Annotated in this window: 15 protein-coding genes; 9 read left to right on the top strand and 6 right to left on the bottom strand. The window is 68.3% G+C overall.

What is annotated here, in order from left to right; all coding sequences use genetic code 11:
* Window positions 1–51 precede the first annotated feature (51 nt).
* Entirely contained in the window at window positions 52–1005 is a 954-nt protein-coding gene (locus E0H75_RS06355) for a type IV toxin-antitoxin system AbiEi family antitoxin domain-containing protein (protein ID WP_131512162.1), read from the top strand.
* Between the two features lie 59 nt (window positions 1006–1064).
* Here the strand turns inward: E0H75_RS06355 and fbaA are convergent, their stop codons facing one another.
* Together fbaA and E0H75_RS06345 are read right to left on the bottom strand one after the other, a co-directional pair.
* Complete coding sequence (gene fbaA, locus E0H75_RS06350) at window positions 1065–2090, bottom strand: class II fructose-bisphosphate aldolase (RefSeq protein ID WP_131512160.1); 1026 nt, start codon at window positions 2088–2090, stop codon at window positions 1065–1067.
* Window positions 2091–2291: 201 nt separating this feature from the next.
* Entirely contained in the window at window positions 2292–3011 is a 720-nt protein-coding gene (locus E0H75_RS06345) for a GntR family transcriptional regulator (RefSeq protein WP_131363764.1), read from the bottom strand.
* A 139-nt stretch (window positions 3012–3150) separates the two neighbouring features.
* On the opposite strand from E0H75_RS06345, the gene E0H75_RS06340 reads away from it, so the two are divergent.
* Complete coding sequence (locus E0H75_RS06340) at window positions 3151–4170, top strand: SIS domain-containing protein (RefSeq protein ID WP_131512158.1); 1020 nt, start codon at window positions 3151–3153, stop codon at window positions 4168–4170.
* Between the two features lie 163 nt (window positions 4171–4333).
* Window positions 4334–4732, top strand: a complete 399-nt coding sequence (locus tag E0H75_RS06335; protein ID WP_238162868.1) for a VOC family protein — start codon at window positions 4334–4336, stop codon at window positions 4730–4732.
* A 194-nt stretch (window positions 4733–4926) separates the two neighbouring features.
* On the opposite strand, the gene E0H75_RS06330 is transcribed toward E0H75_RS06335, so the two are convergent.
* Complete coding sequence (locus tag E0H75_RS06330) at window positions 4927–5709, bottom strand: IclR family transcriptional regulator domain-containing protein (RefSeq protein WP_131512154.1); 783 nt, start codon at window positions 5707–5709, stop codon at window positions 4927–4929.
* Window positions 5710–5772: 63 nt separating this feature from the next.
* Between E0H75_RS06330 and E0H75_RS06325 the strand changes: the two genes are divergently transcribed.
* The 6 genes from E0H75_RS06325 to E0H75_RS06300 are packed head-to-tail and all read left to right on the top strand — an operon-like array spanning window position 5773 to window position 12265.
* A complete protein-coding gene (locus tag E0H75_RS06325; protein WP_131512152.1) occupies window positions 5773–6606 on the top strand; it encodes a CoA transferase subunit A in 834 nt (277 codons plus the stop codon).
* Window positions 6599–7366 carry a CoA-transferase subunit beta gene (locus tag E0H75_RS06320; protein ID WP_131512150.1) on the top strand — a complete coding sequence of 256 codons (768 nt, stop codon included), beginning with the start codon at window positions 6599–6601 and terminating at the stop codon, window positions 7364–7366. The genes E0H75_RS06325 and E0H75_RS06320 overlap by 8 nt, the downstream gene beginning before the upstream one ends.
* Window positions 7367–7414: 48 nt before the next feature.
* Entirely contained in the window at window positions 7415–8464 is a 1050-nt protein-coding gene (locus tag E0H75_RS06315) for a maleylacetate reductase (protein WP_131512149.1), read from the top strand.
* Complete coding sequence (locus E0H75_RS06310) at window positions 8461–9657, top strand: thiolase family protein (RefSeq protein WP_131512147.1); 1197 nt, start codon at window positions 8461–8463, stop codon at window positions 9655–9657. Before E0H75_RS06315 ends, E0H75_RS06310 begins: the two co-directional genes overlap by 4 nt.
* 11 nt (window positions 9658–9668) lie before the next feature.
* Window positions 9669–10538 carry an intradiol ring-cleavage dioxygenase gene (locus E0H75_RS06305; protein WP_238162867.1) on the top strand — a complete coding sequence of 290 codons (870 nt, stop codon included), beginning with the start codon at window positions 9669–9671 and terminating at the stop codon, window positions 10536–10538.
* A complete protein-coding gene (locus E0H75_RS06300) occupies window positions 10535–12265 on the top strand; it encodes an FAD-dependent oxidoreductase (RefSeq protein WP_131512143.1) in 1731 nt (576 codons plus the stop codon). Before E0H75_RS06305 ends, E0H75_RS06300 begins: the two co-directional genes overlap by 4 nt.
* On the opposite strand, the gene E0H75_RS06295 is transcribed toward E0H75_RS06300, so the two are convergent.
* The 3 genes from E0H75_RS06295 to E0H75_RS06285 all read right to left on the bottom strand — a co-directional run bounded on the left by E0H75_RS06295 (window position 12254) and on the right by E0H75_RS06285 (window position 14390).
* Window positions 12254–12442 carry a hypothetical protein gene (locus tag E0H75_RS06295; protein WP_131363744.1) on the bottom strand — a complete coding sequence of 63 codons (189 nt, stop codon included), beginning with the start codon at window positions 12440–12442 and terminating at the stop codon, window positions 12254–12256. The two genes, E0H75_RS06300 and E0H75_RS06295, sit on opposite strands and share 12 nt — an antisense overlap.
* Window positions 12443–12543: 101 nt before the next feature.
* The gene (locus tag E0H75_RS06290; RefSeq protein WP_131512142.1) at window positions 12544–13770 is read right to left on the bottom strand and encodes an alpha-amylase family protein; all 1227 of its coding nucleotides are present in this window, start codon (window positions 13768–13770) and stop codon (window positions 12544–12546) included.
* A complete protein-coding gene (locus E0H75_RS06285; RefSeq protein WP_131513091.1) occupies window positions 13770–14390 on the bottom strand; it encodes a TrmH family RNA methyltransferase in 621 nt (206 codons plus the stop codon). Before E0H75_RS06285 ends, E0H75_RS06290 begins: the two co-directional genes overlap by 1 nt.
* Between the last annotated feature and the right edge of the window lie 43 nt (window positions 14391–14433).

Below are 14433 nucleotides of genomic sequence, written 5' to 3'. Positions count from 1 at the left end.
GAGGGGGCTGATCGCGGCAGGTTCTAGGGCATGAATCCTCAACTTGCTGTGATGGCCTCGATTCGGGGTGGCGTGTTCACTCGGGCTGATGCTCGGGCGTGTGGTTACCCCGATCCGGATATCGACTCCATGCTGGACACCGGCGGCTGGCGCCGGATCCGGCCGGGGACGTATGCCGAGCGCCGGTCGCTCATCCTGATCACTCAGGAAGTCCTGCATCTGCGCAAGGTCTCGCGCGTTCTCCGCTCCGGCGGGCCCAACGTGTATGCCAGCCATCAGTCCGCCGCGGCCCTGCATGCCCTACCGGTCTGGGGCCTCGACCTGTCCCGCGTGCACGTGACCGCGCCGGCCGGTCGCCCGGGCTGCGTCGGCGGCGTGCACCGTCACATCCGCGATCCAGTCGGCCCAGGCATCCAGCTGTGGAACAAGCTCCGGATGGTCTCCCCTGCCCGCGCAGTTGCCGAGGTGGCGGCGACCGCGCCCAAGACCCAGGCCGTGGTCCTGGCCGACGCCGCGCTGTACGCCGGTCTGGTCACCAGACGCTCGCTGAAACGCGCAGCCCACGACCATGGCAACGAACGATCGGTCGAGATCACGTCCCTCGCCTGCACGAACTCGGCGTCGGTGGCCGAATCCCGGCTGCGCTTCATCCTCGCCGGAGCCGGCTTCCCCACCCCATCACCGCTACCGGCCCCAGACGCGGACACACCCGACCCAGGTCAGCCCGAGACCACGTCCCTCTGGTTCCCGGACGAACGCACAGTGCTCGAGTTCGAGCCGCGCTTCCCCTTCTGGTACGACGAATTCGAGCCGGATGAGGACGAGTCAGCCGCGCCAACCCCACTCCCCGACTCGTCCGCCCCACTACCGATCGAGCACTGCTGGATTCCCTGGGCCGATCTCAACGATCCGCCCGCCGTCATCGACCGCGTCCGTTCCACCTTCGCCCGAGCATCCCGCCGTACCGGCGTCCGCCAGTTCGACCTCGCCCGTGCCCGCATGTGACAAGGGGCCCACCGCACGCAGCGGTGAGCCCCACCACGACCCTTCAGGAGGATCTGATGTCAGGCGTTGATCGCCGTACCCGCCGAGCGGAGGCTCTCGCAGGCCTCGACGACGCGCTTGGCCATGCCCTCCTCGGCGGCCTTGCCCCACGCGCGCGGGTCGTAGGCCTTCTTGTTGCCGACGTCGCCGTCGACCTTCAGCACACCGTCGTAGTTCTTGAACATGTGCGCGGCAGCCGGCCGGGTGAACGCGTACTGCGTGTCGGTGTCCACGTTCATCTTGATCACACCGTGGTCGACCGCGGCCCGGATCTCCTCCAGGGTCGAGCCGGAGCCGCCGTGGAAGACCAGGTCGAACGGGCGCTCCTTGCCGACCTTGGCGCCGACCTGGTCCTGGATCTCCTTCAGGATCTCCGGACGCAGCTTGACCGCGCCCGGCTTGTAGACGCCGTGCACGTTGCCGAAGGTCAGCGCGGTGATGTAGCGGCCGTTCTCGCCGGTGCCCAGCGCCTCGACCGTGGCCAGGCCGTCCTCGACCGTGGTGTAGAGCTTCTCGTTGATCTCGTTGGCGACACCGTCTTCCTCACCGCCGACGACACCGACCTCGATCTCCAGCACGATCTTCGCCGCGGCCGTCTTGGCCAGCAGGTCCTTGGCGATCTCGAGGTTCTCGGTCAGGGGCACGGCCGAGCCGTCCCACATGTGCGACTGGAACAGCGGGTTCTCGCCCCGGGCGACGCGCTCGGCCGAGATCTCCAGCAGCGGCCGGACGAAGCCGTCCAGCTTGTCCTTCGGGCAGTGGTCGGTGTGCAGCGCGATGTTGACTCCGAAGTTCTTGGCGACCTCGTGCGCGTACGCCGCCAGGGCGACCGAGCCGGTCACCATGTTCTTCACGGTCGAGCCGGACAGGTACTCCGCACCGCCGGTGGAGACCTGGACGATGCCGTCCGAGCCCGCCTCGGCGAAACCGCGGATCGCGGCGATCAGCGTCTGCGAGGAGCTGACGTTGATGGCCGGGTAGGCGAAGCGGTTCTGCTTGGCCTTGTCCAGCATCTCGGCGTAGACCTCAGGGGTGGCAATAGGCATGTCTCGCGGTACTCCTCACAACACAGTTCTTGTGGGTCGAGCTCCAGTATTGCCGCCCGGTACCTCGTCGTATCCGGCGGCCCGCCTGCCGGACCGGCCGGGCGGCCGGGGAGCGATCGGCAGAGATGTAGACCAGTTGATGAACAGGACGGATCCAGTTCGTTGCGGCCGGACGTCCGTCCGGGGTCCGGCCGCGGGCATTCAGGCGGACCCGGTTCTCGGGCCGCGCGGGGTCAGGGCCATGTGCAGCCGGTAGCGATCGGCCCGGTAGGCCGACCAGGACAGCTCGACGACCTTGCGGCCGGCGAAGGTGGTTCGCTCGAGGACCAGCAGGGGTGCCCGCCTGGCCACACCGAGGACTCGGGCGACGTGACCGTCGGCGTTGTCCGCCCGGACCGTCTGCTCACCAGAGGTGACGACGACGTCGTACTCGCTGGCGAAGACGTCGTACAGGGTGCCGAGCTCACGGCCGAGCAGGCCGGGGAAGAGCGCGGACGGGTAGTAGCCGACCTCGTAGGCCATCGGCGAGGCGTCGGCGGTGCGCAGCCGTTCGACCCGGATCACCTTGGTGCCCTTGGCGACCCGCAGGCCCTTCGCGGTCTCGTCGGACGCCTCGATCTCAGTGGCCGACAGCACCACCGTCCCGGGCTCGAGGCCGCGGGCTCTCATCTCCCGGGAGAACGAGGTGAGGTGCAGCTGGGAGTCGACCTGTGGACCGGTGACGAAGGTGCCCTTGCCGTGCACGCGTTCCAGCGCGCCGGACTCGACCAGGTCGCTGATCGCCTGCCGGACGGTCACCCGGGAGACGTTCAACTTGTCCACCAGGGCGCGTTCGGAGGGGATCGGATCCCCTGGATGCAGCTCGACATCGATCAGCCGCTCCAGTACCGATCGGACCTGGGCCCGCTTGGTCGCCACCATCGCTTCTCGATCCTCCAGACCTGGGCGGGCCTCGGGGGTGCCCCGCGGCGCCGCTCACTGCTATCGTGCGCAGCATACCTGTTAAGACCAGATAGGACCAGTGATCGCAGTGGTGTCTGTCCCCACTCAGGAAACCCAGATGGCGCGCGAGATCGCCGAGCAGCCGGCCGCGCTGGCCGCCACGTTCGAGCATGTGCTGCCGCTGCGGCACGACATCACCCGACTGGCCGCGGGACGCCGGCACGTGATCTTCGTGGCTCGCGGATCGTCGGACAACGCGGGCGTGTACGGCCGCTACCTGACCGAGATCCACGCCGGCCGACAGGCGTCACTCGCCGCTCCCTCGGTGGCGACGCTGTACGGCGCCAACCTCGATCTCTCGAACTCGCTGGTGGTCGCGGTCAGCCAGTCCGGTGCGACCCAGGAGATCATCGACACGGCCGAGTGGGCCAAGCGCAACGGCGCCGCGATCGTCGGGATCACGAACGACGGCGACAGCCCGCTGGCCTCGACCGCCGACGTCGCCCTGATCACCCAGGCCGGCAAGGAGCTCGCGGTCCCGGCGACGAAGACCTACACCACGCAGCTCGCGGCTATCACGGTCGCCGTCGACGCGCTGGCGCAGCGGCCGGGGACGCTGGACGCGGACATCGCCCGAGTTCCGGACGCCGCGACGAAGATGCTGGAGAACTCCGTCGAGGAAGCGGCGGATCTGCTCGCCGGCGCGCACGACGTACTCGCCAGCGGGCGTGGGCTCACGTTCGGTACGACGCTCGAGGTTGCGCTCAAGCTGGAGGAGACCTGCCTGCAGCCGGTCCGCGGCCTCTCGTACGCCGACCTGAAGCACGGGCCGATCGCGGTCGTCGACGCCGATCTGGTCACCATTCTGGTCGCGGCCGGCGAAGGTCCTGCCCTGCCTGGCATGACCGAGTTGGCCGGCATCGTCCGCGAGAAGGGAAGCAAGATCCTCGGCATCGGTGGCGACCCCACCTTCGCCGCCCGGTGCGACGTCAACCTGCCGGGTCCCGACCTTCCCGAGACCCTGGCTCCCCTGGCGCTGGTCATCCCAGCCCAACGAGCCATCGAGTCCCTGGCCCGCAAGCTGGGCCTGAACCCCGACGCGCCGCGAGGCCTCCGGAAGGTAACCCAGACCGACTGACCCGACCTGCCCGACTGACCTCAGCCTCGGTCGCACGACTCCTCGGCGGCCTCCTTCGAAGATCTCCCGGAAAAGTGCTCATTTGGTGAGCAGTTTGGCTGGGAGGGTTGTGGTCACGAGCAACCGAGGAAGGGGCAGGACGATGATGCGAGGGTTTGCGACCGTGAGTTTCTTCGCCGACGACGTGAAGGCGGCGCGGGAGTGGTACTCGAAGCTGCTGGGGATCGAGGCGTACTACGCGGTGCCGTCCGTGGAGGAGCCGGCGTACGTCGAGTTCCGGTTCGGGGACTTCCAGTGTGAGCTGGGGATCGTCGACGCGAAGTACGCACGGCACGACGTCAGCCACGGGCCGGCCGGCGCGATCGTCCACTGGCATGTCGACGACCTGGAGGGCGAGCTCGAACACCTGCTGGCGCACGGAGCGACCCTGCTCGAAGGAATCGTTGAGCGAGGCAACAACAGCGGCTTCCGCACGGCGTTCGTGGTCGACCCGTTCGGCAACATCATCGGAATCATGAACAACCCCCACTACCTCGAGATCCTCACCGAACTGAAAACCTGAGCGGACGCCGCGGCCGCGGAGCGCCATCTGGGCCGTGGGTTCGCAGTCCGGGTCGCGGCGGCGATCACCCGGCGGCAGCACCCAGCGCTGGGACACGAAGCTGTGGCCATGAACAGGACATTTCATGTTCCCGCCCACCAGGAGATGTCTCGATCCACGCCCGCCGAACGACCGCGGCCGGTGGTCGCGGTGGGTTAGAGGTGGCCGCGGTGGGTTAGGGCTGTGGTTATTTGGGCGGCGGCTGCCTGGAGGTGGGGGAGGACGTCGGTGCGGAGGGTGGTGGGGGTGGAGCGGGAGGCGTGGGCGGAGACGTTGAGGGCGGCGATGGTGCGGCCGCGGGCGTTGTGGATGGGGGCGGCGATCGAGCGCAGGCCGAGCTCGAGCTCCTGATCGACCAAGGCATACCCGTCGACGCGGGCGCGGTCGATGGTGTCGCGCAGCTTGTCCAGCGACGTCAGCGTCCGGGGGGTTAGTGATTCGGCGTCCAGCGTCGACAGGTAGGTCGTCAGCTTCTCCTCTGGCAGACCGGCCAGCAACACGCGCCCCATCGAGGTCGGGTACGCCGGTAGCCGCGCGCCGACGCCGAGCGCGACGGTCATGATCCGGCTGGTCGGGACGCGGGCGACGTACACGATGTCCGGCAGGTCCAGCGTCGCGATCGAGCAGGACTCGCGGGTCTTCGCGCTGAGCTCCTCCATGAACGGGCCGGCCAGCTCGCCGAGATCGAGCGACGACAGGTACGCCCACCCGAGCGCAAGCACCCGCGGGGTGAGCGAGAAGCGCCGGCCGTCGCTGCGGACGTACCCGAGTTCGCCGAGCGTGAGCAGGATCCGCCGCGCCGTCGCCGGCGTGATCCCGACGTCGCGCGCCACCTCGCTCAGCGTCAGCGACGGCGCATCCGCCGAGAACGCACGGATCACCGCGAGCCCACGCTCGAGGCCCTGCAGGAAGGTCCCGCTAGACGTCTCACCAGCCATCGGCTAGCCTACTTTTCGTTGAAAGAAGAACTTTTCGCTCAGCGAAATCCTAGCGGAGCCCGCATGCCAAGTCCAGTTCCTCTCAGCGAAGCGATCGCGGCGCATGTCCACGACGGCGACACCGTCGCGCTCGAAGGCTTCACCCACCTCATCCCGTTCGCCGCCGCGCACGAGATCGCCCGGCAGGGCCGGCGCCACCTGACCCTGGTCCGAATGACACCCGACCTCGTCTACGACCAGCTGATCGGGCTGGGCGTCGCGGACGAGCTCGTCTTCTCGTACGGCGGCAACCCAGGTGTCGGCTCACTGCATCGGCTCCGCGACGCGGTTGAGAAGCACTGGCCGCACCGGCTCGTGGTCCACGAACACAGCCACGCCGGTCTGGCCAACGCGTACGTCGCCGGTGCCGCGCGACTGCCGTTCGCCGTACTGCGGGGGTACCGCGGTACGGATCTCGAGGAGCAGCGGGACATCATCAGCCGGGTCACCTGCCCGTTCACCGGCGAGGAACTGGCCGCGGTGAAGGCGGTCAATCCCGACGTCACGGTGATCCACGCGCAACTGGCGGACCGGGACGGGAACGTCATGCTCTGGGGCATCACCGGGGTGCAGCGCGAGGCGGTGCTCGCGGCGGAGCGAGCGATCGTGACGGTCGAAGAGGTGGTCGACGAGTTCCCCGAGCACACCGGCGCGGTGATCCTGCCGAACTGGGTGCTGTCCGCGGTGAGCGTCGTACCGGGTGGGGCGTGGCCGTCGTACGCCGCCGGGTACTCCGTGCGCGACAACGACTTCTACCAGCAATGGGACGCCATCTCCCGGGATCGCACCGCGTTCTTGCAGTGGGCCAAGGACAACGGCCTGCCCGCGGCCCAGGAGGAGGTGACCGCACATGCGTAAGCAGGACACAGCTGAGTGGAACTCCGCGGACATGATGAATGTCGCGGCGGCGCGGGAACTGCGGGACGGAGATGTGTGCCTGGTCGGGGTCGGGCCGCCAAATCTGGCGGCGAACCTGGCACGGCGGACGCATGCGCCGAACTGCCGGCTGGTCTACGAATCCGGGGCGATCGACGCGAAGCCGCGCCGGCTGCCGTTGTCGATCGGGGACGACGATCTGGCTGCGACAGCGACCGCAGTCGTGTCCGTGCCGGAGATGTTCAACTACTGGGTCGGGGCGGGACGCATCGACGTCGGGTTCCTCGGCGCAGCGCAGATCGACCGGTTCGGGAACATCAACACGACCGTGATCGGCGAGCACAGCGATCCCAAGACCCGGCTGCCGGGCGCCGGCGGTGCGCCGGAGATCGCGGCGGCGGCCGGGCGGGTGATCGTGATCGTCAAGCAGTCGCCGCGGACGTTCGTCGAGCAGGTCGACTTCGTGACCTCGGTCGGGTACGGCCCTTCCGGCCGCGAACGGCAGGCCCCCGGCGCCGGTCCGACCCTGGTCATCACCGACCACGGCGTACTCGAGCCCGACCCACAGACCAACGAACTGACGCTGACCCGTCTGCACCCGGGCGTGACCGTCGAGCAGGCGCGCGAAGCAACTGGCTGGCCTCTGAAGGTTGCCGACAGCATCAAGTCCGTCGAGCCGCCGTCCGAGGTGGAGCTGACGGCTCTGCACCGTCTCCGCAACCGGGAGGCCGTCGATGCGTGATGCGGATCGAGTCCGGTACGTCGCAGGGCCTGCGCGGGGTGGTCGTGGATGACGACCAACTTCGTGCACACTTTCTTTCCCGGGCGGGTGGTGTTCGGCGCCGGGTCGCTCGACCAGGTGGCGGCCGAGGTTGAGTTGCTCGGAGTACGGCGGGTGCTGGTGGTGGCGACCAACTCGGCGCGGGACGCGGCCGATGTGGTTGAGGTCGAGCTGAAGGATCGGTTCGCGGGCCGGATCGACGGTGTGACGCAGCACGTGCCGACCGAGGTTGCGGAGAACGCACGCGCGAAGGCGCGCGAGATCGACGCTGACGGACTCATCGCGATCGGCGGCGGCTCGGCGATCGGCCTGGCGAAGGCGGTCGCGCTGACGAGGGACCTTCCCATCGTGGCGGTTCCAACCACGTACGCCGGGTCGGAGATGACGCCTGTCTGGGGCGAGACCTCCGGCGGCAGTAAAACCACCGGCACCGACCTGAAGGTGTTGCCGAGGGTTGTGGTCTATGACGCGGTCCTCAGCCAGCATCTGCCGTTGAAGGTCACGGCTGCCAGCGTGGCCAACGCCCTCGCACATTGCGTCGAGGCGGTGTGGACACCCAAGGCTGACCCGATCACCGAGACGACAGCTGTCGAAGGAGCTCGAGCCCTCGCGGCGGGACTCAGAAAGGTCCGGCAGGATCCAACGGATATCGATGCCCGGAGCAACCTTCTGTACGGCGCCTGCCTCGGCGGCTCCGCGCTGGCGACAGCCGGCACCGGCCTGCACCACAAGCTGTGCCATCTCCTCGGCGGCACCTACAACCTCCCGCACGCCGAGACCCACGCCGCGGTCCTCCCCCAGGTGACCCGGATCAAGGCACCAGACGTACCGCAGGCCAAGGCACGGCTCGAGGCGGCGCTCGGGACCAACGACCTGGCGACCGGGCTGTACGACCTGTTCGCCGACGCCGGCATCTCCACCAACCTGAAGGACCTCGGCCTGACCGAGGACCAGGCGGACGAGGCCGCGCGCACGTTCCAGGGAGCCCCACTCCAGCTCGTCAAAGACATCCTCACCCGCGCATGGGCCGGCACCCGGCCCGAAGGAGCGACCCGATGAGATCCGCCTTCCTGCTGGACGCGGTCCGCACACCCGTCGGCAAACTCGGCGGCGCACTCGCGGCCGCACGACCCGATGACCTCGCCGCCGCAACCCTCCAAGAGCTCGCGAGCCGGACAGGCATCGACCCGGCGGAACTCGACGACGTCTTCCTCGGCAACGCCAACGGCGCCGGCGAGGAGAACCGCGACGTGGCCCGGATGGCCGCGCTGCTGGCCGGCTTCCCCACCAGCGTCCCCGGTACGACGGTCAACCGCCTCTGCGGATCCGGCCTCGAAGCCGCGATCCAGGCAGCCCGGGCGATCGAAACCAACGACGCGAGCCTGGTCATCGCCGGCGGTGTGGAGTCGATGAGCCGTGCACCGTGGGTGCTCCCGAAGCCCGAACGCGCCTACCCGCACGGCAGCATGACCGCGGAGTCGACGTCCCTCGGCTGGCGGCTGGTCAACCCGAAGATGCCGAAGGACTGGACGATCTCGCTCGGCGAAGCGACCGAGCGACTGGCCGACAAGTACGGCGTCACCCGCGAAGCGCAGGATCTGTTCGCGCTGGAGAGCCACGAGAAGGCCGCCAAGGCATGGGCCGCCGGCGCCTTCGACGCGGAGATCGTGCCGTGGGGGCGCCTCGACCTCAAGGGGCACCCGCTCACCCGCGACGAGTCGATCCGCGACGGCGGCACCCCCGAGGTGATGGCCAAACTCAAGCCGGCCTTCCGCACCGACGGCACGGGGACGGTGACCGCCGGCAACGCATCCACGTTGAACGACGGCGCATCCGCCGTACTGATCGCCGATGAGGAAACTGCCGGCCGGCTGGGCCGAACCCCGATGGCGCGGATCGTCAGCAGGGCGGTTCATGCCGTGGATCCGCAGTACTTCGGGATCGGCCCGGTCGAGGCGTCGAACAAGGCGCTGAAGAAGGCGGGCATCGGCTGGGACGATCTCACCCTGGTCGAGCTCAACGAGGCGTACGCGGCCCAGAGCCTTGCTTGCCTGCAGCAATGGCCTGAACTGGACCGCGACAAGGTGAATGTGAACGGCGGGGCGATCGCGCTCGGGCATCCCCTGGGCAGTTCGGGAACCCGCATTCTGACCACGCTCGCGCACGAACTGAAGCGGCGCGGTGGTGGCTTCGGCCTGGCGACGTTGTGCATCGGCGTCGGCCAAGGCCTGGCGATGGTGATCGAGGCATGAGGAGCAACCGGATGGATCTGCAAGGCGACGACCTGACCGATGCGGTGGTGGCCAGCTTCGACGGCAGCCAGGACCCGCGAACGCAGGAGGTGATGAGCGCGCTGGTGCGCCACCTGCACGAGTTCGCGCGGGAGGTGAAGCTGACCGAGGCGGAGTACTTCACCGCGATCGACTTCCTGACCCGGACCGGGCAGATCTCGACGGACACCAGACAGGAGTTCGTCCTGCTGGCCGACGTACTCGGGCTGTCGATGCTCACCGTCGGCCTCGGCAACCCGAAGTCGACGGGTGCCACCGAGTCGACCGTCTTCGGGCCGTTCTTCGTCGAAGGCTCGCCCGAGGTCGAGCTCGGCGGGGACATCTCGAACGGCGCTCCCGGACATCCGTGCCTGGTGAGCGGCCGGGTCCTGAGCACCAAGGGCGAACCGATCGCGGGAGCGCTGGTGGAGACCTGGCAGGCCGATGAGGACGGCTTCTACGACGTTCAAAAGGAAACTGACGGATCGCAGAATCGCGGCCATCTGACGACCGATGCTGAGGGCAACTACTCGTTCTGGGCGGTACGGCCGGTCGCCTATCCGATCCCGGACGACGGACCGGTCGGCGAGCTGCTGCGGGCAGGCGGCCGCGGCGCGATGCGGCCGGCCCACGTCCATTTCATGGTGACCGCGCCTGGATACGCGCGGCTCATCACCCATGTGTTCGCGAGAGGTGACAAGTACCTCGCGAGCGACGCGGTCTTCGGCGTCAAGGACTCCCTGATCGCCGACTTCGTCGAGCACCCGGCCGGTACGGCGCCGGACGGCAGGACGTTCGGCGAACCCTTCTACACGGTCGACTACGACCTGATTCTCGCGACCACCGAGGAGGCGCAGCAGTGATCACGACGGATGTTCTCATCGTGGGCACCGGTCCTGCCGGTGGCGCCGCCTCGCTGTTCCTGTCCACGTACGGCATCGACAACATCGTCCTGACCCGCTACGGCTGGACCGCCAACACGCCGCGGGCCCACATCACCAACCAGCGCACGGTCGAGTTGATGCGCGACATGGGCATCGAGGACCAGATCATCGACAAGGGCACAGCGCACCATCTGATGGGCCAGACCGCGTTCTGCACCAGCCTGGCCGGCGAGGAGATCGGCCGGATCCGCACCTGGGGCACGCACCCGCGCCGGCTGGCCGACTACACCGAGGCGAGCCCGACCCTCCCCTGCGACCTGCCGCAGACGCTGTTCGAACCGATCCTCGTGAGTACGGCGGCCGGCCGTGGTGCGCGAGTCCGCTTCGACACGGAGTACGTGTCGCTCGAGCAGGACGAGGACGGCGTCACTGCGACGGTCCGCGATCGGTTGAGCGGGGAGACGTACCAGATCCGCGCCAAGTACCTGATCGGCGCGGACGGTGGCCGCAGCAAGGTCGCCCAGGACATCGGGCTGCCGATGGCGGGCGCGATGGACATCGAGGGTTCGATGAACATCGTCTTCGAGGCCGACCTGTCCAAGTACGTCGCCCGTCGCCCGAGCGTCCTGTACTGGGTGCTCCAGCCGGGCGCGCAGATCGGCGGGATCGGCGCCGGCCTGGTCCGGATGGTCCGGCCGTGGAACGAGTGGCTGATCGTCTGGGGCTACGACATCTCCCAGCCCGCGCCGGTGGTCGACGAGGCGATGGCGACCGAGATCGTGCACAACCTGGTCGGCGACGACACGATCGACGTGAAGCTGAAGAGTACGTCGGTGTGGAGCGTCAACCACATGTACGCCGAGAAGGCCTCGAAGGGCCGGGTGTTCTGTATGGGTGACGCGATCCACCGGCACCCGCCGAGCAACGGCCTCGGCTCGAACACGTCCATCCAGGACGCGTACAACCTGGCCTGGAAGCTGGCACTGGTGCTCCGCGGCCAGGCGGATCCGAGCCTGCTGGAGACGTACGACGCGGAGCGGACCCCGATCGCGCAGCAGATCGTCGAGCGGGCGAACAAGAGCCGGACCCAGTTCGGCCAGATCTTCCGCGCGCTCGGGATGACGCCGGACGCACCGGCCGGTCGGACGATCGAATCGCTGAAGGACGACACCCCGGAGGGCGCCGCACAGCGCGACGAACTGCGGACCGCGATCGAGCTCAAGGACTACGAGTTCAACGCGCACGGTGTCGAGCTCGGCCAGCGGTACCACTCGGCTGCCGTGATTCCGGACGGTACGCGGGAGCCGGCGTACGAGCGGGATGCGGAGCTGTACTACCACCCGACGACCTGGCCGGGCGCCCGGATCCCGCACTGCTGGCTGACCCACGGCTCGGAGACCGTCAGCACTCTCGACATGGTCGGCAAGGGCCGGTTCACGTTGCTCACCGGGATCGGTGGCGAGGCGTGGGTGAAGGCGGCGCAGTCCGTGTCCGAGCATCTCGGCGTACCGATCGAGCCGTATGTGATCGGGCCTGGTCGCGAGCTGGAGGACCTGTACGGCGACTGGTCGCGGGCGCGGGAGATCCCGGACCACGGCTGTCTCCTGGTCCGCCCGGACGCGCACATCGCCTTCCGCGCGTCCGAGCTGCCCGACGACGCCACCGAGACCCTCCAGCAGGCCTTCGCGCAGTTGCTAGGCCGCTGAGGTCTGCTGGGCCTCCCGCAGGATCTGGTCGAGGATCGCCGAGATCTCTGCGGTCTCGGCGTCGAGGAGGGTGATCAGCGCCACCCGCGACGTCTCCGTGCGCGCCTCGAGTGCAGCAGCGCTCAGGGCGCGCACGGTCCCGAGCTCATGAATCAGTTCGTCCCACAGAGAACTCATCAACTACCCCCTTTTTCCCGTCACAAACCCAGTACGACACCGACAATGCGTGCCGCCCCGCCCGAGTTGGGGCTGACTTTGGTCGAGAAGCCTCACTTCTGTCACTGGGACAACGCGGCACCCTCGTCGGGGGTTACGCGTTCCGTCAACAGTCTCCAGCTGTGCGCCGCCACAGTCAGCGGATCACCGGGAAAGATGTAGGCCTCATCGGAGACATTCAGCAGAAGCCGCACCGAGTCGTCGCCTCTCAAGGACCGCAGGGCGATCGCCTGGTTGGTCAGGTGCTCGACTTTCGTCCGGCTCCCGGTCAGCCACGGGTGCTGCCGCCGTACGCCGATCAGCTCTTGATGCAGCTCGTACGTCGACCAGCCGGCCGGAGTCAACCCTGTGGGGGTGCCCGGGAACTCCGGCCGGATCGCGTCGTCGCCTCCGAGGCGGTCCTCCTTCAGCCCGCGGAAGGCCTGCTCGTCGCCGTAGTAGATGCTCGGCACACCGGCGACGGTGAACAGGATCGCCAGCGCGTGACCGAGGTGCCGCTCGTCGTCCAGCTTGGTCGCGATCCGGGTGACGTCGTGATTGCCGACGAACGTCTGCGGCACGAACGTGTCCAGCAGCGCGTCATGCCGTTCGAGGGCGTAGGCGAGCTCGAAGAAGTTGCCGTCGTTCAGCGAGCTCCAGATCGCCTTCCACAGCTCGTACTGCGTCACCGAGTCGAGTCCACTCGTCGTGACGTACCCGGCGTAGTCGCCGTGGATCACCTCACCGAAGAACCACGCGTCCGGGAATCGCTCCCGCGGTAGCACCGCCTGCCAGAACTCGGGCGGTACGGCGTACGCCGCATCCAGCCGCCAACCGTCGACACCCCGCTCGAGCCAGTGACTGAGCACCTCGGAGACGTACCGCACCACCTCGGGCCGGCTGTGATCCAGCGCGACAAGGTGGTCGTGACCCTCGAAAGTGTCAAGCGTCCCGTCCGGGCGACGCCGGAACCACTCGTCCGGCCCGTTGAAGGATCGCGCGACGTGGTTGAACACACCGTCCAGCGCGATCCGCAGACCACGGTCGTGCGCGGCCGCGACCAACCGGTCGAAGTCCGCGTCGTCACCGAGCCGGGCATCGATCCGGAAGTGGTCGATGGTGTCGTAGCCGTGCGTCTCCGCGGCGAACACCGGGCCTAGTAGTAGCCCTGAGCAACCAAGTTCGACGGCGTAGTCGAGCCAGTTCTCCAACTGGGGCAGGCGATGCACGACCGACGTACCCGCGGTCTTCTCGGCGCCGGTGAAGCCGAGGGGATAGACCTGCCACCAGATCGTATGGTCAGCCCACATCACGCCTCCTGACCGAAGGTGTGGCGACGGACCCACGCGTGCATGGCGATCGCCGCGGCCGCGCTCGCGTTGATCGACCGGGTGGATCCGAACTGCGCGATCGACAGCACGTCGGCGCAGATGGCGTGTGCCTCGGCGGTCAGCCCCGGTCCCTCCTGGCCGAACAGCAGCACGCACCCGGCGGGCAGGTCGTACGTCTCCAACGGGACCGAGCCGGGCAGGTTGTCGATGCCGATCACCGGGAGACTCCGCTCGCCGGCGTACGACGCCAGGTCCTCGAGGCGGGGGTGGTGGCGGACATGCTGGTAGCGGTCGGTGACCATCGCGCCACGGCGGTTCCACTTCCGGTTGCCGACGATGTGTACCTCGGCCGCCAGGAAAGCGTTCGCCGTGCGGACCACCGAGCCGATGTTCAGGTCGTGCTGCCAGTTCTCGATCGCGACGTGGAACGGGTGCCGCTGCTGGTCCAGGTCCTCGACGATGGCGTCGAGGGTCCAATAGCGGTACTTGTCGACCACATTGCGCCGGTCACCGGACGCGAGCAGCTCCGGGTCCAGCCGCGGATCGTCGGGCCGATCGCCCTGCCACGGGCCGACTCCGACCTCGTTCGGCCCGACCATGTCCGCTCCGCGAAGTTCTCCACTCAGCTCCTGCACAGCTGGG

Source organism: Kribbella capetownensis, from assembly GCF_004331485.1.
GTDB lineage: Bacteria > Actinomycetota > Actinomycetes > Propionibacteriales > Kribbellaceae > Kribbella > Kribbella capetownensis.
Note: the sequence above shows the minus strand (reverse complement) of the source record. Positions and strands in the feature narration are given on the sequence as shown.

Coding starts and splice junctions, on each gene's coding strand:
- E0H75_RS06355 (WP_131512162.1), top strand. CDS start 52: ATGGCCTCGATTCGGGGTGGCGTGTTCACTCGGGCTGATGCTCGGGCG.
- fbaA (WP_131512160.1), bottom strand. CDS start 2,090: ATGCCTATTGCCACCCCTGAGGTCTACGCCGAGATGCTGGACAAGGCC.
- E0H75_RS06345 (WP_131363764.1), bottom strand. CDS start 3,011: ATGGTGGCGACCAAGCGGGCCCAGGTCCGATCGGTACTGGAGCGGCTG.
- E0H75_RS06340 (WP_131512158.1), top strand. CDS start 3,151: ATGGCGCGCGAGATCGCCGAGCAGCCGGCCGCGCTGGCCGCCACGTTC.
- E0H75_RS06330 (WP_131512154.1), bottom strand. CDS start 5,709: ATGGCTGGTGAGACGTCTAGCGGGACCTTCCTGCAGGGCCTCGAGCGT.
- E0H75_RS06325 (WP_131512152.1), top strand. CDS start 5,773: ATGCCAAGTCCAGTTCCTCTCAGCGAAGCGATCGCGGCGCATGTCCAC.
- E0H75_RS06320 (WP_131512150.1), top strand. CDS start 6,599: ATGCGTAAGCAGGACACAGCTGAGTGGAACTCCGCGGACATGATGAAT.
- E0H75_RS06315 (WP_131512149.1), top strand. CDS start 7,415: ATGACGACCAACTTCGTGCACACTTTCTTTCCCGGGCGGGTGGTGTTC.
- E0H75_RS06310 (WP_131512147.1), top strand. CDS start 8,461: ATGAGATCCGCCTTCCTGCTGGACGCGGTCCGCACACCCGTCGGCAAA.
- E0H75_RS06305 (WP_238162867.1), top strand. CDS start 9,669: ATGGATCTGCAAGGCGACGACCTGACCGATGCGGTGGTGGCCAGCTTC.
- E0H75_RS06295 (WP_131363744.1), bottom strand. CDS start 12,442: ATGAGTTCTCTGTGGGACGAACTGATTCATGAGCTCGGGACCGTGCGC.
- E0H75_RS06290 (WP_131512142.1), bottom strand. CDS start 13,770: ATGTGGGCTGACCATACGATCTGGTGGCAGGTCTATCCCCTCGGCTTC.
- E0H75_RS06285 (WP_131513091.1), bottom strand. CDS start 14,390: ATGGTCGGGCCGAACGAGGTCGGAGTCGGCCCGTGGCAGGGCGATCGG.